General features: G+C 72.4%; 16 protein-coding genes. 5 read left to right on the forward strand and 11 right to left on the reverse strand.

From position 1 onward, the window contains the following. Window positions 1-3,424, reverse strand: a 3,424-nt coding sequence (locus ABD841_RS38015; RefSeq protein ID WP_344981861.1) for a non-ribosomal peptide synthetase, incomplete at its 3' end; no start/stop codon positions are given. Next, entirely contained in the window at window positions 3,421-4,842 is a 1,422-nt protein-coding gene (locus ABD841_RS38020; protein ID WP_344981862.1) for a condensation domain-containing protein, read from the reverse strand. The genes ABD841_RS38020 and ABD841_RS38015, both read right to left, overlap by 4 nt. Window positions 4,843-5,013: 171 nt before the next feature. Here ABD841_RS38020 and ABD841_RS38025 point away from each other — a divergent pair, with 171 nt between their 5' ends. Next, entirely contained in the window at window positions 5,014-6,585 is a 1,572-nt protein-coding gene (locus tag ABD841_RS38025) for a glycoside hydrolase family 3 protein (RefSeq protein ID WP_344981864.1), read from the forward strand. Here the strand turns inward: ABD841_RS38025 and ABD841_RS38030 are convergent. The 3 genes from ABD841_RS38030 to ABD841_RS38040 form a co-directional block, all read right to left on the reverse strand. After that, complete coding sequence (locus ABD841_RS38030) at window positions 6,552-7,253, reverse strand: PIG-L family deacetylase (RefSeq protein ID WP_344981865.1); 702 nt, start codon at window positions 7,251-7,253, stop codon at window positions 6,552-6,554. The genes ABD841_RS38025 and ABD841_RS38030 overlap by 34 nt on opposite strands. Beyond that, the gene (locus ABD841_RS38035) at window positions 7,250-8,407 is read right to left on the reverse strand and encodes a class I SAM-dependent methyltransferase (protein ID WP_344981867.1); all 1,158 of its coding nucleotides are present in this window, start codon (window positions 8,405-8,407) and stop codon (window positions 7,250-7,252) included. Before ABD841_RS38035 ends, ABD841_RS38030 begins: the two co-directional genes overlap by 4 nt. A gap of 315 nt (window positions 8,408-8,722) precedes the next feature. Further along, window positions 8,723-9,901 (reverse strand): ROK family transcriptional regulator, encoded by a 1,179-nt coding sequence (locus tag ABD841_RS38040; RefSeq protein ID WP_344981869.1) that lies wholly within the window; start codon window positions 9,899-9,901, stop codon window positions 8,723-8,725. A gap of 280 nt (window positions 9,902-10,181) precedes the next feature. Here ABD841_RS38040 and ABD841_RS38045 point away from each other — a divergent pair, with 280 nt between their 5' ends. The 3 genes from ABD841_RS38045 (at window position 10,182) to ABD841_RS38055 (ending at window position 13,193) form a co-directional block, all read left to right on the forward strand. Then, a complete protein-coding gene (locus ABD841_RS38045; RefSeq protein ID WP_344981871.1) occupies window positions 10,182-11,834 on the forward strand; it encodes a condensation domain-containing protein in 1,653 nt (550 codons plus the stop codon). A 31-nt stretch (window positions 11,835-11,865) separates the two neighbouring features. Continuing rightward, a complete protein-coding gene (locus ABD841_RS38050) occupies window positions 11,866-12,315 on the forward strand; it encodes an RrF2 family transcriptional regulator (RefSeq protein ID WP_344981872.1) in 450 nt (149 codons plus the stop codon). 77 nt (window positions 12,316-12,392) lie between these two features. Next, complete coding sequence (locus ABD841_RS38055) at window positions 12,393-13,193, forward strand: Fpg/Nei family DNA glycosylase (protein ID WP_344981874.1); 801 nt, start codon at window positions 12,393-12,395, stop codon at window positions 13,191-13,193. Here the strand turns inward: ABD841_RS38055 and ABD841_RS38060 are convergent. The 6 genes from ABD841_RS38060 to ABD841_RS38085 all read right to left on the reverse strand — a co-directional run bounded on the left by ABD841_RS38060 (window position 13,190) and on the right by ABD841_RS38085 (window position 19,732). Then, window positions 13,190-13,537 carry a helix-turn-helix domain-containing protein gene (locus tag ABD841_RS38060; protein ID WP_184542559.1) on the reverse strand — a complete coding sequence of 116 codons (348 nt, stop codon included), beginning with the start codon at window positions 13,535-13,537 and terminating at the stop codon, window positions 13,190-13,192. The two genes, ABD841_RS38055 and ABD841_RS38060, sit on opposite strands and share 4 nt — an antisense overlap. Before the next feature lie 207 nt (window positions 13,538-13,744). Further along, entirely contained in the window at window positions 13,745-14,248 is a 504-nt protein-coding gene (locus tag ABD841_RS38065) for a CinA family protein (protein ID WP_344981876.1), read from the reverse strand. Beyond that, complete coding sequence (pgsA, locus tag ABD841_RS38070; protein WP_344981878.1) at window positions 14,245-14,850, reverse strand: CDP-diacylglycerol--glycerol-3-phosphate 3-phosphatidyltransferase; 606 nt, start codon at window positions 14,848-14,850, stop codon at window positions 14,245-14,247. The genes ABD841_RS38065 and pgsA overlap by 4 nt, the downstream gene beginning before the upstream one ends. A gap of 25 nt (window positions 14,851-14,875) precedes the next feature. Beyond that, window positions 14,876-16,285, reverse strand: coding sequence for a 30S ribosomal protein S12 methylthiotransferase RimO (gene rimO / locus ABD841_RS38075; protein WP_344981880.1), 1,410 nt, complete (start codon window positions 16,283-16,285; stop codon window positions 14,876-14,878). Between the two features lie 75 nt (window positions 16,286-16,360). Next, the gene (locus ABD841_RS38080) at window positions 16,361-17,125 is read right to left on the reverse strand and encodes a helix-turn-helix domain-containing protein (protein WP_344981882.1); all 765 of its coding nucleotides are present in this window, start codon (window positions 17,123-17,125) and stop codon (window positions 16,361-16,363) included. 81 nt (window positions 17,126-17,206) lie between these two features. Beyond that, window positions 17,207-19,732: a DNA translocase FtsK gene (locus ABD841_RS38085; protein ID WP_344981884.1), complete on the reverse strand. Its 2,526-nt coding sequence runs from the start codon at window positions 19,730-19,732 to the stop codon at window positions 17,207-17,209. Window positions 19,733-19,962: 230 nt separating this feature from the next. Between ABD841_RS38085 and ABD841_RS38090 the strand changes: the two genes are divergently transcribed. After that, on the forward strand, window positions 19,963-21,459 hold the full coding sequence (locus tag ABD841_RS38090) for a sodium:solute symporter family protein (RefSeq protein WP_344981886.1): 1,497 nt from the start codon (window positions 19,963-19,965) through the stop codon (window positions 21,457-21,459). The last annotated feature ends 119 nt before the right edge of the window (window positions 21,460-21,578 follow it).

A 21,578-nucleotide genomic window follows, 5' to 3' on the forward strand; every position in this document is an offset into this window, starting at 1 on the left:
CCCACCCGCCCGGCGGCCCGTCCGCCACCGGGCCGACCGAGCCGCCCGAGCCGTCCACGACCGGCGCGGCCGGCCCGTGCGGGGAGCCGCCGCGCCGCACGTCGGCGGCACCGCCCAGCCGGGCCAGGCCGGCGGCGGCGAACAGCGCCGTCATCGGGACCGTCACGCCGAGTTCGGCGGCGATCCGCGAGACGATCCGCGGCGCCAGCAGCGAGTGCCCGCCGAGGTCGAAGAAGTTGTCCGCCCGGCCGGGGTCCGTCCCGAGCGCGTCGGCCCAGATCGCGGCGAGCACCCGCTCGGTGCCCTCCCGCGGCGCCTCGTAGGGCGGGGCGGCGCCGTCCGCGCCCGGCTCGGGCAGGGCCCGGACGTCGATCTTCCCGTGCGCGGTGATCGGGAGTGCGGGAAGCATGACGACCGCGCCGGGGATCATGTAGCCGGGAAGCCGTCCGGCGAGGAAGGCGCGCAGTCCGGCGGCGGTGAGCGGCTCGCCCACGAGGTAGGCGACCAGCCTGCCCCCGTCGGCGGTGACCACGGCCTCGCGGACGCCGGGGTGCGCCAGGCAGGCCGCCTCGACCTCCCCCGGCTCGATCCGGTTGCCGTGGATCTTCAGCTGCCGGTCGGTCCGGCCGAGGAACTCCAGGGTGCCGTCGGGACGGTACCTGCCCAGGTCTCCGGTGGCGTACATCCGGGCGCCCGGCCGGGGCGAGAACGGGTCGGGCAGGAAGCGCTCCGCGGTCGCCCCGGGCCGGCCGAGGTAGCCGTGGGCCAGGCACTCGCCCCCGATGTGCACCTCGCCCGGCACCCCGATCGGGGCCGGGTTGCCGTGCCGGTCGAGCACATAGACGCGGGTGTGCGGGAGCGCGGTGCCGATCGGCAGGTGCGTGGCCCCGCCGAGTTCCGCGCCGTCGACCGTGCGGTACGAGGTGGCGCAGACGGTCGCCTCGGTGGGGCCGTAGTGGTTGTGGAACGCGACCCGGCCCCCGGTCAGCCCCGCCCAGGTCCGCAGCCGCTCCAGCGGCACGCTCTCGCCGCCGACCATCATCGTGGTGATCGGCGCCTCGACCTCGTCCAGCTCCTCCACCCACTGCTGCCAGATCGCCGAAGCGGTGTCGACCATGGTGACCGCGTGCTCGGCGCACAGCGCGTCGAGGGCGGGACCGGTCAGCGAGGCGGGGGCGGGGTGCAGCACCAGCGTGGCGCCGCTGATCAGCGCCGGGAAGATGTCGCCGGCCGAGGCGTCGAAGCTGAGCGGGGGGACCACCAGCACCCGCTCGCCGGGCCCGAAGCCGTGCAGGTCCCGGAACGACCTGGCCAGGTGGGAGAGCGTGCGGTGGCCGACCACGACGCCTTTGGGCCGGCCCGTGGACCCGGAGGTGTAGATCACGTAGGCGGTCCGGTCGGGGTGCCGGGTGGGCGGGCGGAGGGGGATCACCTCGCCGGCCGCCCAGGAGAGGAGGTCGGAGCGGGTGACGACCGGCCCGGCGAATCCGGCGAATCCGGAGGCGTCCGCGATGGCGACGGCGGCGCCGGAGTCGGCCAGCAGGTACGCCAGCCGCTCGGCGGGCTGCCCCGGGTCGAGCGGCACGTAGGCGGCACCGGCCTTCAGGACGCCGAGCAGCGCCACGATCGCCTCGGGCCCCGCGGGCAGCGCCAGCGCCACCCGGACGTCCTCGTCCGGGCCGGCGCCGGGGCGCGGTGACCGCTCCAGCAGGGAGCGCAGCCGGGCGGCGACCGCGGTGGCGGCCCGATCCAGCTCGGCGTAGGTGAGCACGGCGGGTTCCCCCGGGGTTCCGGCGGGGGCGGCCGGGGCGATGACCGCGGGCGCGCCGGGGGTGCGGGCGGCCTGCCGGGCGATCAGACGGTCCAGGAGCAGGGACTCGGGATCCCCATCCGGCTCGCGGGACGACTCGCCGGACGACTCGCCGAGCACGGTGGCGAGCTCGTCCGGGGGCAGCACCTCGAGCTCCGACAGGCGCCGCCCGGGGTCCGCGACGATCGAACGCAGCAGCGTCTCCATCCGGGCGCCCATCCGCTCGACGGTGGCGCGGTCGAACAGACCGGTGCTGTAGGAGAACATCAGCTGGACGTGCGTGGCGTAGACGATCACGTCCAGCGCGAGGTCGACCTTGGCCGCGGCCAGCCCCGACAGCACCGGCTCGGTGCGGACGCCGTCCAGTCGCAGCGACCCGGCGTCCGGGTTGCCGAGCATGAGCATCGTCTGGAACACCGGGGTCCTGGCCGGGTCGCGGTCGACCCCGAGCTCGCTCACCACCCGCTCGAACGGCACCGCGGCGTGGCCGTACATCGTGAAGGCCCGCCGCCGCACCCGCCTGAGCGTCTCGCGGAAGGTCGGGTCGCCCGAGAGGTCGGCGCGCAGGGCCAGGGTGTTGATGAAGACGCCGAAGACCGACTCCGTCTCCTCCTCGTCGCGGCCCGCGACGGGGGTACCCACGCAGAAGTCGTCCTGGCCGGTGTGCCGGGAGAGCAGCACCTGGTAGGCGGCCAGCAGGGTCATGAACGGGGTGCACCGCTCGGCCCGCGCCAGCTCGGTGACCCGCCGCCACAGCTCCAGCGGGAGCCGGCGGACGACCAGGTCGCCCTCGGTGGTCCGGACGGCGGGCCGCGGGCGGTCGGTGGGCAGTTCCAGCACCGGGACGCCCCGGAGTTCGCGCACCACGGCGGCCACGTCCGCCGGGTTCTCGCGCTGCCTGCGCGCGTGGTCGGCGTACTGACCGGCCGGCGGCGGGAGCGGCGAGGGCAGCCCGAGCTTGAAGGCCGTGTACAGCGACGCGAGCTCCGCGAACATGATCTGCTCGATCGACCAGGCGTCCCCGGCGATGTGGTGCACGACGATCAGCAGCACGTGGTCGTCCGGTCCGGTGCGGATCAGGCTCGCCCGCAGCAGCGGCCCCGCGGCCAGGTCGAAGGGCCGGTTGCTGCGTTCGGCGAGCAGTGCCGCCAGCCGCGCGTCCGGCGTCCCGCCGGCCGGGTCATCCGGTCCACCGGGATCGGCCGATCCGGCCGACCCAGACGATCCAGGCGATCCGGCCGACCCAGACGGTCCAGACGGTCCAGGCGATCCGGCCGACCCAGGCGGTCCGGACGGATCCGTCAGGTGGGATCGACCTCCGGCCCCGGCGGGATCGGCCAGGCCTGCGGCCTCGGGCGGGTCCGTCAGGTCGAGACGCTCGAACTCCACCGGGGCCGGGGCCAGGACCGTCGCGACCGGCAGGCCGTCCTTCTCGGGGAACACCGTCCGCAGCGCCTCGTGCCGGGCCGCGATCTCGCCGAGCGCCCGCTCCAGGGCCCCGGCGTCGAGCGGTCCGCGGAGGCGCTCGCAGACCACCATGTTGTAGGTCCCGTCCCCGGGGGTGAGCCGGTCCAGGAACCACAGGCGCTCCTGGGTGTAGGAGAGCGCGCTCACCCGAGCTCTCCCCGCAGCCGGACGACCTCCTCGGCCACGCCTGCGATGGTGGGATTGTCGAAGAAGACGTCGATGGAGACTTCGACACCGAGTCTCCGGCGGGTCTTGGCGATGATCTGGGTGACGGTCAGGGAGTGCCCGCCGAGGTCGAAGATGTCCTCGTCCAGCCCGATGTCGTCGAGGCGGAGGGTCTCCTCCCAGATCTCCCGCACCTGCGCGGTCACGGTGTCCTCCGCCTGGGATTGCGTCACGTCGCCGGGGGCCGGGGCGAACAGGTCGGTCACTGGGGGCTCCTCGTCAGGTTCGAGATGGGTCGGTGCCACGAGGTCCGCGACCTTCGCGCGGGGCTCGGCGGCGACGGCGCGCAGCAGCGCGCGCAGGTGCACCGCGATCTGGGACACGTCGTCGTGGCCGATCGCGGTGGGGTTGAAGCGGAGGCCGATGGTGAGGCTCCGGCCGGCGTCCACGGCCTGGACGTGCAGCGCGCCGCGGGCCGCGCCGTTGAAGACCGTCCACTCCACGGCCGCTCCGGCACCGGGGAAGGACGGGGCGGCCGTCCTCCTGCGGTAGCTGAACAGGACCGGGCGCGAGGTCGGAGCCGGTGGCGCGTGCCGGAACCGGCGCAGGGCACGCAGCTCGGCCTGGACCGCGCGCAGGTGGCCGGGGAACTCGTCGCCGGGTCCGGGGTGCGGGAGGAACGGCACTTCGACGGCGAACGGCCCGATGTGGCCCGACGTATCGCGGGTACGGGTGCCGAGATCGAGCGCGAGCGGCGAGGCGACGGTGCCGTATCGGCGCAGCAGCACGCCCACGACCGCCAGCAGCACCTCGAACCGGCTCGCGCCGAGCGCCTCGGCCGCCGCCCCGACCGCCCGGGACTCGGTCTCGCCGAGCACCATCTCGACGATCTCGCCGGGGCCGATGCCGAGCGGGACGGCGAGCAGGCCCGGCAGGACGAGTTCGGCGGGCCCGGGGTCGCGCTCCCGCCAGAACGCCTCGGTCTCGCCGTCCGCGTCACCACCGGCGTCGCGGACACCACAGGCGGCGGGCAGCGCGGGGAGGGCGGCGCGCGAGAAGTAGGCGTCGGCCAGGTCGCGGACCAGGAGGTCCTTGGAGCTCTCGTCGAACACCCGCCGGTGCGCGGTGAAGAGCAGCCGGGTGCGTCCCGGCCCCACCGTGACCAGCGTGAAGCGGGCGAGAGGGCCGCGGTCCAGGTCGAAGGGGCGGGTGGCCTCCGCCGCCGCCGTCTGCGGGTAGCGCTCCGGGGACGACTCCGCCCGGGTGATCCGCACCGGGCCGAGCACGGGATGCCGGCGGGCCACGGCGGCGCACGCCCCCAGCAGCGCCGGGACGTCGACGGGGCCGTTCAGGTGGAGCGCCAGCGGTATCCCCCGCAGGTCGAAAGAGGCGTGCGGCATCCTGTCCGTCTCCCTCGTGGGCGGCATCTCTTCGGGCAGGCGACGGGGGGCGTGGGGTGCCCCGGGCAGACAATTATTAGGAAACTTTCTTGTCTATTTACGCATTCCGAATGCTACACATGTGGTACGCCTGAAACAAGCAACTTCCGACGAACCGACCTGGAGGCGTTGATGATCGTTCGCGGGGGGCGTGCGGGCGGCCCGGGCGGCGCGAGCCCCGAACTGGCCGGACTCGCCGACACCGTGCTGCAACCCGGATTCGTCGGCGTCGAGGTGCCCGACTGGCTGCGCAGACGGCTGGCCGAAGGGCTCGGCGGGGTCGCGCTCTACTCCCGGAACATCGTGGACCGCGCCCAGGTCGCGGCGCTGACCGCCGCCCTGCGGGCGGAGAACCCGGACGTGGTGATCGCCACCGACGAGGAGGCGGGCGACGTCACCCGGCTGGAGGCGCTGACCGGCAGCTCGCGGCCGGGCAACCTCGCGCTCGGCGCCGTGGACGACCCCGAGCTGACCGAGCGGGTCGCCCGCGAGATCGGCGCCGACCTGGCGGCCGCGGGCATCACCCTCAACTACGCCCCCGTGGTCGACGTCAACTCCGACCTGGACAACCCCGTCGTCGGCACCCGCGCGTTCGGCTCCGACCCCCGGCTGGTCGCCCGGCACGCGCGGGCATGGGTCGCCGGCCTGCAGTCGGCCGGGGTGGCCGCCTGCGCCAAGCACTTCCCCGGCCACGGCGCCACCGCCGTCGACTCGCACGACGACCTGCCGACCGTGGCCCTCCCGGCCGACGAGCTCGCCGCCACCGCGCTCCCGCCCTACCGGGCCGCCATCGAGGCCGGAGTACGGGCCGTGATGACCGGCCATCTCCTCGTGCCCGCCTACGACCCCGACGCCCCCGCCACCATGAGCGGCCGCATCCTGGTCGGGCTGCTCCGGGAGGAGCTCGGCTTCGAGGGGCTGATCGTGACCGACGGCGTGGAGATGCCCTCGGTCGCCGAGCGGTACGGCGTGACCGGGGCCGCCGTGCGCGCCCTCGCCGCCGGGGCGGACGCGATCTGCGTGGGCGGTGAGCGCAAGGGCGCCGGGGTGGTCGGATTCCTCCGCAACGCCATCATGGCGGCGGTGATGGACGGCACCCTCCCCGAGGAGCGCCTGGCCGAGGCCGCCGGCCGGGTCCGCCGCCTGGCCGCCTGGTCGGCCGAGCGGCGGGCGGCGCGGGAGGCGGGCATGCCGGGCCGGGAGGCGAGCATCCCGGGCCAGGCGGCGGGTGGACCGGCCGGTCTGGCGGCGGCCCGGCGGGCCCTGCGGGTCGACGGCGGCGGGCTCCCGCTGTCCGGGGCCCCGCAGGTGATCGAGTTCTCCTCCGCGACGAACATCGCCGTCGACCGCGCCACCCCCTGGGGCGTCGCCGCACCGCTGGCCGAGCTGCTCCCGGGCACCGCGGCGGTACGGCTCGGTCCCGGCGACCCGGTCCCGACACCGGCCGGCGACCGGCCGCTGGTGATCGTGGTACGCGACGCCCACCGGCACGCCTGGGTCCGCGAGCGTCTCGACGCCCTGCTGTCACGGCGCCCGGACGCGATTGTGGTGGAGATGGGCCTGCCGGGTCCCGTCGCCCCCGGGGCCGCGCGCATCATCACCCACGGCGCCACCGCCGCCTCCGGGCGGGCCGCCGCCGAGCTCCTGGCGGGCCGCGTCTTCGGCGCGGATCAGGTTCCGGCGGCCCAGACAAGCTCGTACTGAAGCGGGCCGGGCACGGCCAGGAACTCGCCGTACTCGCAGGCGAGCGGCGCGAGCTGCGAGGCGTAGCAGAGCACGGCACGCCGCTTGAGCGCCCACTCGCTCCCCTGCAACCGTAGCCGCGACTCGGGGCGGAGGCGGTAGCGCCCCGCGAGGGCACGGGCCTGTGCCCCGGCGGCCAGCGCCTCCTCGGCCGAGGGACCTCCCCACTCCCTGAGGGCGGAGGCGTAGGGCAGGTCGGCATAGATCCGGGTCTCCCGGGCACCGACCTTGTCCAGCACGTCGAGCGCCTGGTCGCGGACGGCCTCGTGGTCGGCGTTGCCTATCCCCATCGGGACCAGCACACGCGTACGCGGGGTGACATGCTCGGTCAGGAAGGTCTCCAGCCCGTGCAGCCGGAGCCCGGCCACCGGGGCGTCCGGATGGTCCAGCGCCACCTGGTCGACGCCGAGGACGGCGCACGCCCGCGCGTCCTCGGCGCGCCGCTCGCGTGCCGCCTCCTCGGCCGAGGCGAACCCGCAGAGCCGGTCCCAGGCCGACGGGGTCTCACCGGCCGCCCCGCCCAGCACCGTGACGATCACCGCCGACCCCGCGCGGCGGGCGAGCACCCCCGCCACCGACAGCGCCGCGTCGTCGAAGTGCGGCGAGACCACGATCGTGTCCCAGCTCATCCGGCTCTTCCCGCCCTGGCCAGGACGAGCCCGCGGCTGCCGCGCTTGCGCAGGTAGGCCAGGCCGTCGCAGACCGGTTCCAGCGTCGGCGGGGCGAGCTCCACCCGCTCGGCCACCCGCCAGGTGGACTGCCCCCGCAACCACGGCCAGACCCGCTCGTTCAACTGCCCGGACTCCAGCGCGACCAGCACCAGGTCGGTCGGCAGGTCGTCGAGCAGCGCCGGTTCCTGGTCGTAGTAGAGCATCTCGATCAGCAGGTACGCCGCCGCGGGCCGCTCCCGGCGAGCGGCCAGGTCCTCCAGGCTCTCGGCGAGCACCTCCACGCCCCCTTCCGGCCCGAGGGGGAAGCGCTCGGTCAGGCGGGCGCGGAAGCGGGGATTGGGCTCGGTCGCCTGGACCCGGTAGCCCTTCCCGGCCAGCCTCCGGGTCAGCTCGCCCTCGCAGGCCCCGACCTCCACCAGCGGTCCGTCCTGCGGTGAGCACCAGCGGGCGACCCAGGCCGCGGTCGCGTCCAGGCGCGCGCTCTCGTAGGCGGACCGCCCGAACTCCCATGGGTCATCGGCCACCGCGGCGTCCTCCCCCAGGCTGGAGATCAGCGCGTACAGGCGGTTGGCGCGGGCGGCGTCCGCGATGAAGAACCGCTCCACCGCCGGGACCCGGTCGGTGGTGACGAGCCGGTCGGCCACCCGGCTGCGCAGCAGCTCACCGGCCCGCCGGTTGATGAAGTCGATCTTCGCCTCGGCCTCCGCGCCGGTGACCGCGACCGCCTTCCCGGGGACGGTCTGCAGGAACGGGTTGTCACCGACCGAGTAGGTCACCGGCAGCGACGGCACGGCACGGGAGACGGTCCAGCCGAACCGGGCCCGGCGGATGCGGTGGTCGGCGGGCGAGTGGGTCCAGACCTCGCCGGGCGACTCGCCCAGCAGCGCCGCCACCTCATCGGGGGTGGGCAGATCCGCGGTGTTCCCACCGGGCTCCACGGCCGGCGCGAGCAGTTCCAGACGCTCTCGCAGCGACAGGCCTCCCGGCAGGTTCACGGACGCGCCCGCCTGGCCGATGAGCACCCGGACGTCCCGATCGGCGTGCTCGCGCAGGACGGAGATGAACTCCAGGGCGACGTCCTCGGCATGCAGCACGGCGATGACAGCCGTCATTTGTCCCCGATTCCTGATCACGAAAAGGTGTCTTTTTCATGACATTTCCGCGCCAGCATAGAGGATCTTGTCCGAAGCGCAATGACTCCCGGTCACCGAGAGCCGCCGAATCCACCGGACCCCGGGAGGCGGAGCGCAGGGGCCCGGCATCCGGGGACCGGGGATGCAAGGTCCGAAGACCGAGGATTCCGGCGCCGAGGAACCGGACGCGGACCCGGGAACGGGAACAGGGAACGAAGGAAACGGGACGAAGACCGGGACGCGGACCCGGAACGAGCCCGGGGACGGAGACAGAGACGGGGACGGGGACGGGGCTCAGGAGGCGAAGATCTCCTCCCGGGCCTGCTCCAGGGCGGCGATGACGGCGCCGCGCAGCACCGGGTTGCCGGTGACCTCGCTGGCCACCACCTGCGGCCGGACCGGGCAGATCCGGGCCACCGCCTCCTCGATCCGGGAGGTGAGCACGGCGCCCCCGGCCTGGCTGACCTCCCCGGCGAGCACCACGAGCCCCGGGTCGAGCACGACGCACACCGACGCCACGCCCAGCGCCAGCCGCCTGGCGATCTCGTCCAGCAGCGGCTCCCCCGGCTCTCCCGCCGCGACCGCGGCGGCGACGCACTCGGCGGCGTTCCCGCCCGCGAAACCGTACGCCCCGGCGAGCTCGACGATCGCCTCGGCGCTGACCAGCGACTGCAGGCCGCCCGCGAGCGACGGGAGCCTGCCGGGCACGGCCCGCACATCCTCCGCGAGCGGCACGCCGGGCACCGGCAGGTAGCCGATCTCACCGGCGCTGCCGGACCGGCCGCGGTGCAGCCGTCCGCCGAGCACGACGCCGAGGCCGATGCCGCGCCCCACCCACAGGAGCACGAAGTCGTCGGCCTCGCGGGCGGCGCCCAGCGTGCGCTCGGCGACGGCGACGAGGTTCACGTCGTTCTCGATCTTGACATCGCGGCGCAGGTCACGGGCCAGGGCCTCGTGGATGCCCTCGTGCCAGCCCGGCAGGTCGAAGGAGAACCGCACGTCCCCGGTCCGCGGGTCGACCACGCCCGGGGTGCCGATGACGACGGCCCGCAGCTTGGAGAGCGCGACCTTGCCCGACCGGCACGCCTTGACGACCGCGCTGTGCACGAGGGCGACCGGGTCGTCGTGCCCGTCCGGCGCGACATGGACCTCGGACACGATGTCCCCGTGAATATCGGCGATGGCGGTGGTGACGAATTCCGGGCCGACGTCAAGACCCGCCACATACGCGGAGGAGGAAATGACCCCATAAAGCGCGGCGTTGGGCCCGCGCCCCCCGGCCTGCTCCCCCGCGACCTCGACGAGGCCGCGCTCTTCCAGGCGGGCGAGCGTCTGGGACGCCGTCACCTTGGACAGCCCCGTGAGCTCCCCGATCTGCCCCCTTGTCAGCGGCCCGGAGGCGAGCAACAGCTCCAGCGCGGCCCGGTCGTTGATCTCCCTCAGCAGCCTGGGCACGCCAGGACGTCGCTCCATACGCATGCTCTCTTGTTCGCCGTTTCCCCGTCGCAATTACATTCAGGCAAGAATAGCGGTTCTATTCATTAATAAAGCTTCCTGATAGTTTAGCCCGGCGGCGGGGTCGCGAGGGGCCACGGGGGTGCCCCTCGCCCCGCCCACCACCTCCACCCCCGCCCCGGCGCAAGGCCGGAAAATCAAGGCTTGCGGCGCCGGGCCACCGCGTGGAACACTCGCGAAAACGGTAAAGGTTCTTTCCAATAAGACCCTTGCCGCGGGTGGCGAGGCAGGTCTCGACATGAACACCGTCAGCAGGATCGCAGCCGAATACACGGGCGCGCGGGCCCGGCGGGGTCCCGTGACCATGGGCCAGGCGAACATGGCGCGTTGCGTGCTCCGCGATCCGCCCCCGCACATGAACTTCCGCGTCACCAAGCGGCTCCCGGAGGCGACGACCATGAGCGCCGTGACCGGGGCGCTTGGGCGGCTGCTCACCCGGCACGAGGGACTGCGGACGACCATCCACGGTGCCATCCAGGTGGTGACCGCCTCCGGGGCTCTCCCCGTCGAGGTGCACGAGGCGGAGGCCGACCGCCTCGACGAGGTCGCCGAGCAGGTCGGCCTGCGGATGCAGGGGGCCAGGTTCGACCTGGAGGCCGAGCTCCCCATCCGGGTCGCCGTGATCACCGAGCGGGAGACTCCGCGCCTGGCGATCTTCGTTCTCCCCCACACCTCGGTGGACGCGATCAGCCTGGCCGTCGTCATGCGCGAATGGGAGCGCCTGATCAGGGGCGTCGCCGTCCCCGCGCCGTGCCCGACGCAACCACTGGACCTGGCCGCGGCCGAGAACGGCCCGGCCGGCCTGCGCCGCACCGCGGCGGCCCTGCGGCACTGGGAGAGCGGGCTGCGGCGGGCGCCGCAGTCCATGTTCGCGATCGACGAGGCGGCCGACCCGGACGCGATCCGCCCTCGGCTCCGGGTCCGCTCGGCGGTGGCCGCCGAGGCGCTGGACGCGGTCACCGCCCGCACCGGGGCCAGCCGCTCGGCGGTGACGCTCGCCGCCCTGGGCGTCCTGGTCGGCCTGCGGACCGTCCAGCGGACCTGTGTGATCGCCTCGCTGGCGAGCAACCGGATCCGCCCGGAACTGCGCGACTACATCGGGCCGCTGGCCCAGGACGCGCTGATGACCGCCGATCTCGCCGTGCCGACCTTCGACGACGCGGTGCGCCGCTTTCGCACCGCCTCACTCGCCGGATACCAGCACAGCCGTTTCGACTCCGGCGCGCTCTGGGAGGTGATCGAGGCGGTCGACGCCGAGCGGGGGGTGGACTTCGCCCGCGATTGTGTCTTCAACGACATGAGCGGCGTCACCGTCCCCGCGCCGGAGCCCGCGCCGTCCGCCGACGTCGAGTGCGCCTGGCTGCCCGAGGCCTCGCTGCCCGCGCACCTCGCGCTCTGGGCCGACCGGCTGGACGACGTGGTGGACCTGACATTCTGGATCGATCCGCGGGTCATGGACCGGGCGGAGGCGGAGGTCTTCGGACGCGGGCTCGTCCGGCTGCTGATCGCGGCGGGCGACCGGGTGATCCCCATGAACAACTTATCCGATATTTCAGGAGTTTCACCGGTTGAGTATGGGCCGAGGTGGGTCCACATCGATTCCTGCTGGGTGAACCTCGACGCGGTCGAGCGGCTGGTCGGCGAGGCCGTCAAAGGACGGCCCCACCGCGTGACGTACGAGCCCGGCACCGGCCTGATCTGCCACGTCACCTCCGGAACCCCCGCCGAGATCCATGCCGCCTGCCTCGCCCTGCTCCCGGGTCGCACCTCCGCGATGGCGCCGCACCGCTATGTCGTGCACGAGGAGGCACCCGGCGGTATGTCCTCTTTCGGGCCCGTCGTCACCGAGAGTGACGGGCGCGGCGCGGCCCGCCCCGGCCCGGGCGCATAAGGAACCAATAGCAGGCGGGATAATCGGTTACATGCGCCTATCCGCTCGTGTCGACTATGCCCTGCGTGCCGCTGCCGAACTCGCCGCCGCCGGTGAGGGACCTACCACGGTGGGCGAGCTCGCCAAGGAGCAGGACATGCCTCCGAAATACCTTGAGAACATCCTGCTCCAGATGCGCCGGGCGGGGCTGGTGCGTGGCCAGCGCGGCCCCGAGGGCGGTTACGTGCTGGCCCGCCCGCCGGCTGAGATCAGCCTGGCCGACGTGATCCGTGCCGTTGACGGCCCGCTCGCCAACGTGCGGGGCGAACGCCCCGAGCACGTCGGCTACCGGGGCCCCGCCGAGTCGTTGCAGCAGGTCTGGATCGCGCTGCGCGCCAGCGAGCGGGCGATCCTCGAAGAGGTGACCCTGGAGAACGTGGCCACCGGCGTCCTGCCCGACCGGGTCCGCGACCTGTCCGCCGACCCCGCCGCCTGGGACTGACCGTGCCGGTCCCGGCGGCCGCGCCGGCCGTGCGGCGTGCCCTCGCCCGGCGCCGCGCCCGAGGGTGACCCGGCGTCATGCCCGAGGGTGACGTCGTCTACCGCACCGCCCGGCGGCTCGGCCGGGCGCTCGACGGGCTTGCCCTGACCCGCTCGGACTTCCGCGTGCCGCGTCACGCCACGGCGGACCTGACCGGCCGGACCGTCCTCGCGACCGTCTCGCGCGGCAAGCACCTGCTCACCAGGGTCGAGGGCGGCCTGACGGTCCACACGCACCTGCGGATGGAAGGCAGCTGGCAGATCTCGCCCGCGGGCCGCGGCCTGCCCCCGGGCGACGTGATCCGCCTGGTGCTCGCGAACGCGCGGTGGCAGGCGGTGGGGGTCCGGCTGGGCATGGTCGACCTGGTCGCGACGGGCGAGGAAGAACGACTGGTCGGGCATCTCGGACCCGACCTGCTGGCGGCGGACTGGGACGAGGCGGATGAGGCCGAAGTCGTACGGAGGCTGGCACGGCGGCCGGAGACGAGCATCGGGGTCGCGCTGCTGGACCAGCGCAATGTGGCGGGGATCGGCACCATCTACCGGGCCGAGACGCTGTTCCTCGCCGGAGTGTCGCCGTGGCGGCGCGTGGGGACGATCGAAGACCTGGGAGTGATCGTGTCACTCGCGCGGCGGTTGATGAACGCGAACAAGGAACGCCCGGACAGGGCTACCACCGGCGACCTCCGTCCGGGACGGAGCATGTGGGTCTACGGCAGGGCCGGACGGCCTTGCCTACGCTGCGGGCATCGGATCAGTCGTGGGGAGATGGGGACACAGCCGCAGGAACGGTTGATCGTCTGGTGCCGTCACTGTCAGCCGGGCGAGCCGACCGGTTAGGCGGCGACCATGTCGTTGACCTCGGGGAAAACGGAGTCCGGCACGGTTTCGGGAATCGGCAGACGCTCACGCTCGGGAACGTCACCCGCCAGCACCGGGGCGTGCTGGAGCTCGGCCAAGGCGAACTGGTCGGAAACCTCACGGAGCACCTGCGAGAGCGGCACGCCCAGGGCGTTGCAGATCGACGCGAGCAGCTCCGACGAGGCCTCCTTCTGACCTCGCTCCACCTCGGACAAGTAACCCAGGGAAACCCTGGCCAGCGTGGAAACCTCACGCAAGGTGCGACTCTGGCGAACCCTCAGCCGCCGGAGCACGTCACCCAGCAGCTGACGCAGCAGGACCATCTGTCGCTCCCTCCCGGGCGCGGGCGTCTTCACAACACTCCGCGCGATCGGTTCGTGCCGCCCGTTCTTCGAACGCGACCCTTGGTACATACTCCTCGCCGTCATCATCGCTTGACCTTTACCTCACTCACAGTTCCACCGTACCTGTATCCACCGACACCGCGGCAGAGCATGGTGAGCATGTTCGCTGGGGACGTAACGCGGTAATCACCCGGAATGTTCCCCCAAGTTCGCCTCAAGCACACCTCTCAACAGGTCCACGGCCTCGTTCACCGTCTGTTCGCGGATCTCCTGGCGCGTGCCGGAGAGCCGCAGATCCCGGTGCCATACCCGCCCATCCGGACCGCTAACGGCCAGATGGACGGTGCCCACCGGTTTGCCGTCCTGCGGGTCGGGACCGGCGACACCGGTCGCGGCCAGGCCGTACGTGGCGCCGGCGAGCCGGCGGACGCCGGTCGCCATGGCGGCGGCGACCGCCGGGTGAACGGCCCCCTCGCGGTCGAGCAGGTCCGCCGGAACGTGCAGGAGGCGACGCTTGAGCTCGGTGGAGTAGGAGAGAACCCCGCCCAGGAAGGCCGCCGAGGCACCCGAGGGACCGGTGAGCGCCGCGCCGATCAGCCCCGCGGTCAGCGACTCGGCCACCGCCACCGTCTCACCCCGGCGGATGAGGAGCGAGAGGGCCTGGGTGGCCTGAAGGAGTCCGTGGCTCATCGCGCCCTCGCCCGCTTCGCGACCTGCCGCAGCTTGATCGCCCGGATCACGTAGTCGAGGCCGGTGCCGACGGTCACGACCACCGCCGCGCCCATGACGACCCAGCGGATCGGGCCGGGCGTGCCCGGCCAGATGTAGGAGACGATCGCGGCGATCTGCAGGACGGTCTTGACCTTCCCTCCGTAACTGGCCGGGATGACCCCGTGCCGGATGACCGCGAACCGCAGCGCGGTGACGCCCAGCTCCCTGCCGAGAATCACGGCGGTGACCCACCAGGGTAGCTCCCCCAGCACCGAGAAGCCGATCAGGGCGGCACCGATGAGGGCCTTGTCGGCGATCGGGTCGGCGATCTTCCCGAAGTCGGTGACCAGTCCGTAGCGGCGGGCCAGCTCGCCGTCGAGCAGATCGGTGAGCGAGGCCACCAGGAAGACCACCAGCGCGGTCACCCGCCAGCCGGATCCCGGCAGGAAAAGGCAGACCGCGAAGAAAGGAACCATCGCCAGACGTATCACCGTCACGACGTTGGCGATGTTCCAGGTGCTCACCTTGGGGCGCGTGGATGCCGCGGTCGGACCGGTGCCGGTGTCTGGCGTATCGGTCATACGATCTCCCGCCCCGGCGGCGCGCTCATGGTGCGGCCTTGATACGCGCGATCAAATCGACCCCCTCGGAGTCGACCACGACAGCCCGGACGATCTGGCCCGGGACCAGCCCGATCCCCTGGACCGTTACACAACCGTCGACCTCCGGCCCCTGATGGGCGGCGCGCCCCTCGTAACCGCCGTCCCCCAGATCCTCCTCGATGAGGACGTCGACCTCGGTGCCGATCCGCTCCTCGGCCCGCTGGGCCATGAGCTCCTCGGCCAGCTCGGTGAGCGCGGCCACGCGGGCGTCGACGGTCTCCTGGTCGAGTTTGCCCGGCAGGGAGGCCGCCTCGGTGCCCTCCTCGTCGGAGTAGCCGAAGACACCGATCACGTCGAGCCTGGCCTCCTCCAGGAAGCCCGTCAGCTCGGCGAACTCCTCCTCGGTCTCACCGGGGAAGCCCACGATGAAGTTGGAGCGCACGCCCGCCTCCGGGGCCAGGGCGCGGATGGAGCCGAGCAGTTCGAGGAAGCGGCGGGGGTCGCCGAAGCGGCGCATCCGGCGCAGCACCGACCCGCTGGCGTGCTGGAAGGACAGGTCGAAGTAGGGGGCGACGCCCTCGGTGGAGGCGATCATCTCCAGCAGCCCCGGGCGGAGCTCGGCGGGCTGCAGGTAGCTGACGCGCACCCGCTCGATGCCCTCGGTCGCGGCGAGCGCGGGCAGTAGCTTCTCCAGCGCCCGCAGGTCGCCCAGATCCTTGCCGTAGGAGGTGGAGTTCTCGCTGACGAGCACGAGCTCCCTGACGCCCTCTCCGGCCAGCCAGGCGGCCTCGGCGAGCAGTTCCTCGGGGCCGCGCGAGACGTACGCGCCGCGGAAGGCCGGGATGGCGCAGAAGGTGCAGCGCCGGTCACAGCCGGAGGCGAGCTTGAGCGAGGCCACCGGGCCGTCGCCCAGGCGCTTGCGCAGCGGCCGGGGGCCGCTGGCCGGGGCCACCCCCGCGGGCAGCTCCCCGTGGCCCGGGATGTTGGCCTTGGGGGCCGCGGCCCGCTCGGCCGGCGAGATGGGCAGCAGCGTCCGGCGGTCGCGGGGGCTGTGCGGCACGAGCGGCCTGCCCGCCAGCACGTCGTCGAGGCGCGCGCCGATCTCGGTGTAGTCGTCGAAGGAGACGACGGCCGCCGCCTCGGGCAGTGCCTCGGCCAGCTGGTCGCCGTACCGCTCGGCCATGCAGCCCGCGGCGACCACCTTGGCCCCGGAGTCGGCCGCGGCGAGCAGCGTGTCGATGGAGTCCTTCTTCGCGGAGTCGATGAAGCCGCACGTATTGACGACGACGACGTCCGGATCGTCGTCGCCCAGCTGCCAGCCGGCAGCTTCAAGACGGGCGGCGAGCTCCTCGGAGTCGACCTCGTTGCGTGCGCAGCCAAGTGTGATCAGCGATGCGGTTCGGCGGGATGACATGGTGCACACTACGGTATCGGGAGTTGGCCACCACCCGATGCACCTCCCCCCTATTCCCGCCCCCCGGCACCCGCCCTACCGGCTCTCCTTGGCCGTGGCGGCCGCGTAGGAGCGGTTGACGACCTGCCCGCTGCGCCCGGGGGCGCCGATGTTCTTCCCGTTCATCTGCAGGGAGACCGCTCCCCCGTCGGCGAAGATGACCCTCATTCTCTTCTTGGCCCGCAGGACGGTGCTCTTGCCCGCCTGCAGGACCCCGGCGAAGAGCCTGCGCCCGCTGGCGTCCTCGGCCTCGACCCACGAGGATCGCTGCGCCTTCACCTTCAGGACGACCACGTCGCTGTGCTTGCTCTTGGACATCGAGGTCGTCCGGCCCGGGGAGCCGGGCGCCGAGCCGGCCGGAGCCGGCGGCGAGGCCGGGGGCACCGAGGCGGGAACGACGTCGGCCGTCGGCGTGTCGCCGTCGCCGCCCATGGTCCGGACCACGCCGAACACGACGACGATGACCAGCGCGACCGCCATGGCCGTCGTCCAGTTGGGCGAGCGGCGCTCACGGATCTTGATGGGCGTGTCGGCCTGGAAGACGCTCGCGGCCCGGACCGGCAGCGGCACGCCGCCGTGCTGCTCGTCGTAGCGGTGCACCAGGGCCTCGGGATCGAGCCCGACGACCTTGGCGAGGTTGCGGATGTGCCCGCGGGCGTAGAAATCGCCCCCGCAGGCGGAGAAGTCGTCCCTCTCGATCGCCTGAATGATCACCTCGCGGATGCGCGTCCGCGCGCTCAGTTGCCCGACGGTCAGCCCCATTGACCGTCGCGCCTCCGCCAGATCGCCGCCAATGCCCATAGCGCACGCCCCCCAGCCCCCGACGCTGCGTAGTGACTCCCATTCAACCAGTAATCGGACGGAGAGTGCGCAGCGGGGTCGTCATTCTCCACGCAAGTCGGCCAGGAGCCCCGGAAGGTCATCAGGCTTGACCAGAACGTCCCTGGCCTTGGAGCCTTCGCTCGGGCCCACCACGTTCCGGCTCTCCAGCAGGTCCATCAGGCGGCCCGCCTTGGCGAAGCCCACACGGAGCTTGCGCTGGAGCATGGAGGTGGAGCCGAACTGGGTGGTCACGATCAGCTCGGCCGCCTGGATGAGCAGGTCGAGGTCGTCGCCGATCTCCTCGTCGATCTCCTTCTTGGAGGTGGCCGCGGCGGCCACGTCGTCGCGATATTCGACCGTCATCTGCGCCTTGCAGTGCGCGACGATCTCGGTGATCTCCTTCTCGGAGATGAACGCGTTCTGCAGGCGCATGGGCTTGCTGGCGCCCATCGGCAGGAAGAGCGCGTCGCCCTGGCCGACGAGCTTCTCGGCGCCCGGCTGGTCGAGGATGACCCGGGAGTCGGCCAGCGAGGAGGTGGCGAAGGCCAGGCGGGAGGGGACGTTGGCCTTGATCAGGCCGGTGACGACGTCCACGCTGGGCCGCTGGGTGGCGATGACCAGGTGGATGCCGGCCGCGCGGGCGAGCTGGGTGATGCGGACGATGGAGTCTTCCACGTCGCGGGGGGCCACCATCATCAGGTCGGCGAGCTCGTCGACGATCACCAGCAGGTAGGGGTAGGGCTGGTAGACCCGTTCGCTGCCGGGGGGCGGCACGAGCTTGCCCGAGCGCACGGCCTTGTTGAAGTCGTCGACGTGCCGGAAGCCGCTGGCGGCCAGGTCGTCGTAGCGGCGGTCCATCTCCCCGACGACCCACTCCAGGGCCTCGGCGGCCTTCTTCGGGTTGGTGATGATCGGCGTGATGAGGTGCGGGATGCCCTCGTACACGCTCAGCTCGACCCGCTTGGGGTCGACCAGCACCATCCGCACCTCGTCCGGCGTGGCGCGCATCAGGATCGAGGAGATCAGGCCGTTGACGCAGACCGACTTTCCGGCGCCGGTGGCGCCCGCGATGAGCAGGTGCGGCATCTTGGCGAGGTTGGCGACGATCGTACGGCCCTCGACGTCTTTGCCCAGCCCGACGATCATCGGGTGGTGGTCGGCCTGGGCCACCTGGGAGCGCAGGATGTCGCCCAGGGAGACGAGGTCCTTGTCGGTGTTGGGGATCTCGACGCCGATCGCCGACTTGCCGGGGATGGGCGACAGGATCCGAACATCAGCGGATTTGACCGCATAAGCGATGTTCTTGGTGAGCGCGGTGACCTTCTCGACCTTGACCGCGGGGCCGAGTTCGATCTCGTAGCGCGTGACCGTCGGGCCCCGGGTGAAACCGATCACCTGCGCGTCGATGGTGAACTGCTCCAGCACGCTGGTGAGCGCGTTGACCACGACCGTGTTGGCCTTCGTCTGCGGCTTGGGCGCGCTGCCGGGACGCAGCAGCTGGGCGTCGGGCAGGGTGTAGGGCCCGGCCTGCGGCGAGAGCACGAGCTGCTCGACCTTGCGCGGCGCCGGAGTCGGCACGGGCGGCTCGGGCCTGGCGGCCTGCGGCTCGTCCTCCTCCGCGACCAGGCCCGGAACGATCTCCGGGGAGTGGTCGGCGAGCTTGTCCGCCTGCGACTCGGTGACCACGGGCGTGTCGTACGGCTTGACGGTGTCGCCCGTCTCGGATCCGCCGGCGTCCGGCTTCTTCCGGGGGGTGGACCGCTTCCTGGGCGTGCGCGGCCGCGCCGGGGCCTCGCGGTTGAAGAGCATGTGCCGGATCTCCGCCAGCCGTTCGGGGATCCGGTGCACCGGCGTCGCGGTGATCACCAGCACCCCGAAGCCCGACAGGATCAGGAGCAGCGGGATGGTGACGAAGGCGGGCAGAATGCTGGCCGGCGGCGCCGCGACGATGAAGCCGATCATGCCCCCCGCGGCCGACACCCTGTCCATGCCGTCCGCGGGGCCGCCCGACGGGTACGGCGTGTCATGGATGACGTGCACGACGCCGAGCACGCCGACGGTGAGGGCGGACCAACCGATGATCATCCGGCCGGTGTCGGCGTTCTGGTCCGGATGGCGCAGCAGTCGCCAGGCCAGCAGCACCAGCAGGATCGGGATCAGCCACGTCAGCGACCCGAAGACGCCGCGCATGACCGCGTCGACCACGCTGGAGACCGTGCCGGTGCTCTCTCGCCAGGTCATGGCCGCCAGCACGATCGCCCCCGCGAACACGGCCAGGCCGAGCCCGTCGCGGCGGTGCACGGGGTCGAGCTCGCGGGCGTTCTGCCCCAGGGCCCGCGCCGCGCTGCCGACGCCTCCGGCGAGGAGCATCCAGATCCCCACGAACAGCTTGCCGATCATGGTGAAGACCCAGCCGATCGGGTCGGGCTGCGCCCGGGCGGGCCTGCGGGCCGGGGCCGCGCCCTTCACCCGGGCGGTGGACACCCGCCGGGTGGAGGGAGTGCGGGCCGAGGGAGACCCGGACCGGCCAGAGGACCCCTTGCCGGAGGGCTTGCCTGAGGCGCCTTTAGACGTACGGGTGGCCATGCTAACGAGGCTAACGAGGCGGGTGGTGAATCGCGGGGAGGCACGCCGGAGCGGACCCGCTCCCACCGGCCCCGGAACCCACCTCACACAATCGGTCAATAGCCCGTGAACAGCGACAAACACCCTAAAGGCATCTATTCACCCCAAGGAAAGCGCATTCCATTCTATGTATTGACATTGCGTTTCATGTAGTAGAACCTCCTCACCAACAGGGCGTTGGGAGGAGACGCATGTCCACACTCGACTGGCTCGTTCTGGGGTCGTATTTCCTTGTCATGGTCGGCATCGGGGTGTGGTCGAAGAACCGCATCAAGACCGTGGTCGACTTCTTCACCGCCGGGGGCCGCATCCCCTGGTGGCTGTCCGGCATTTCGCACCACATGTCGGGCTATAGCGCGATCATGTTCGTGGCGTTCGCCGCCGTCGCCTACCAGTACGGGCTCGCCATGTACGTCTGGTGGGCCTTGACGATCGGTCTCGGCGTGGGCGTCGGCGCCTTCGTCTGGGCGGCCCGGTGGAACCGGCTCCGCTCGAAACACGGCGTGGTCTCCCCCCTGGAGTACCTCGCCCGGCGCTACAACCTGCCGACCCAGCAGGTGCTGGCCTACAGCGGCGCGCTGCTGAAGGTCGTGGACATCGCGGCCAAGTGGGTGGCGATCGCCATCCTGCTGCGGGGCTTCGCGGGGATCCCGATCCAGTGGGGCATCCTGATCACCGGGGCCGTCACGCTGGTCTACATCACGGCCGGGGGCCTGTGGGCGGACGTGCTGACCGACTTCGGGCAGTTCATCATCCAGGGCGTCGCCGGCGTCGCCATGTTCATCGCGATCATGGCCCACCTGGACGGCGTCGCCACACTCTGGACGATGTGGGACAAGCTTCCCGAGGGGCACGGTGACCCCTTCAACGGGCCCTACACGGCGACGTTCTTCCTCGCCCTGCTCTTCATCAAGACCTTCGAGTACAACGGCGGCATGTGGAACCTCGCCCAGCGCTACATGGCCGCCCCCTCGGGCTCGGAGGCCAAGCGCTCGGCGCTGCTGTCAAGCGTGCTGTGGCTCGTCTGGCCGCTGATCCTGTTCATCCCGATGTTCGCCGCACCGCTCATCGTGCCCGGCCTGGCCGACGCCGAGCAGGCCTACGTACGGCTGGCGCAGACCCTGCTGCCGCCCGGCGTGATCGGCCTGGTGCTCGCCGGCTTCTTCTCGCACACGATGGCCATGGTCGCCTCCGACGCCAACGTGATCTCCTCGGTCATCACCAGGGACATCGCCCCGGTGATCGTCCGCCGGGTGCGCGAGCTGACCGCCCGGGCCGAGCTGACCTTCGCCCGGGTGACCACGTTCGTCTTCGTGCTGATCAGCATGGTGATCGCGATCTCGACCGAGGGCCAGGGCGTCGTACTGAAGATCGTCGTGGACCTGGTCGCGGCGACGATGGGGCCGATCTCGATCCCGCTGATGCTGGGCATGCTGCCGTGGTTCCGGCGGAGCGGCCCCACCGCGGCGATCGTCTCCTGGGCCGCCGGCCTGGGCGTCTGGGCGTACGTGAAGTGGATCCTCGAGGCCAAGGACACCGCGATGGTGGTCGGGGTGCCGCTGGTGACGTCGCTGGTGCTGTACGTGGCAATCGGGCTCCTGAAGCCGGAGAACCGCGCCGACCGCGACGCCCTCGTCGACTCCCTGGCCACCGACCCCGAGCCGGAGCGGGCGGGCACGCCCGGCTGACGCACCTGTGCCCGCCCGCAACGGGCCCCCACGCACGGGGCGGGCACGGGACGGGCCCACCGCGGGGCGCGCGGCTGACGCGCCGGCTCGCCGCGGGGCCGCCGTGCCCGGGAACAGGC

The organism is Streptosporangium fragile, assembly GCF_039534445.1.
In the GTDB taxonomy this organism is placed as follows: Bacteria; Actinomycetota; Actinomycetes; order Streptosporangiales; family Streptosporangiaceae; genus Streptosporangium; species Streptosporangium fragile.

Coding starts and splice junctions, on each gene's coding strand:
- ABD841_RS38085 (WP_344981884.1), bottom strand. CDS start 19,732: ATGGCCACCCGTACGTCTAAAGGCGCCTCAGGCAAGCCCTCCGGCAAG.
- ABD841_RS38025 (WP_344981864.1), top strand. CDS start 5,014: ATGATCGTTCGCGGGGGGCGTGCGGGCGGCCCGGGCGGCGCGAGCCCC.
- ABD841_RS38020 (WP_344981862.1), bottom strand. CDS start 4,842: ATGCCGCACGCCTCTTTCGACCTGCGGGGGATACCGCTGGCGCTCCAC.
- ABD841_RS38040 (WP_344981869.1), bottom strand. CDS start 9,901: ATGGAGCGACGTCCTGGCGTGCCCAGGCTGCTGAGGGAGATCAACGAC.
- ABD841_RS38030 (WP_344981865.1), bottom strand. CDS start 7,253: ATGAGCTGGGACACGATCGTGGTCTCGCCGCACTTCGACGACGCGGCG.
- ABD841_RS38050 (WP_344981872.1), top strand. CDS start 11,866: ATGCGCCTATCCGCTCGTGTCGACTATGCCCTGCGTGCCGCTGCCGAA.
- ABD841_RS38035 (WP_344981867.1), bottom strand. CDS start 8,407: ATGACGGCTGTCATCGCCGTGCTGCATGCCGAGGACGTCGCCCTGGAG.
- pgsA (WP_344981878.1), bottom strand. CDS start 14,850: ATGACCGATACGCCAGACACCGGCACCGGTCCGACCGCGGCATCCACG.
- rimO (WP_344981880.1), bottom strand. CDS start 16,285: ATGTCATCCCGCCGAACCGCATCGCTGATCACACTTGGCTGCGCACGC.
- ABD841_RS38065 (WP_344981876.1), bottom strand. CDS start 14,248: ATGAGCCACGGACTCCTTCAGGCCACCCAGGCCCTCTCGCTCCTCATC.
- ABD841_RS38080 (WP_344981882.1), bottom strand. CDS start 17,125: ATGGGCATTGGCGGCGATCTGGCGGAGGCGCGACGGTCAATGGGGCTG.
- ABD841_RS38090 (WP_344981886.1), top strand. CDS start 19,963: ATGTCCACACTCGACTGGCTCGTTCTGGGGTCGTATTTCCTTGTCATG.
- ABD841_RS38060 (WP_184542559.1), bottom strand. CDS start 13,537: ATGGTCCTGCTGCGTCAGCTGCTGGGTGACGTGCTCCGGCGGCTGAGG.
- ABD841_RS38045 (WP_344981871.1), top strand. CDS start 10,182: ATGAACACCGTCAGCAGGATCGCAGCCGAATACACGGGCGCGCGGGCC.
- ABD841_RS38055 (WP_344981874.1), top strand. CDS start 12,393: ATGCCCGAGGGTGACGTCGTCTACCGCACCGCCCGGCGGCTCGGCCGG.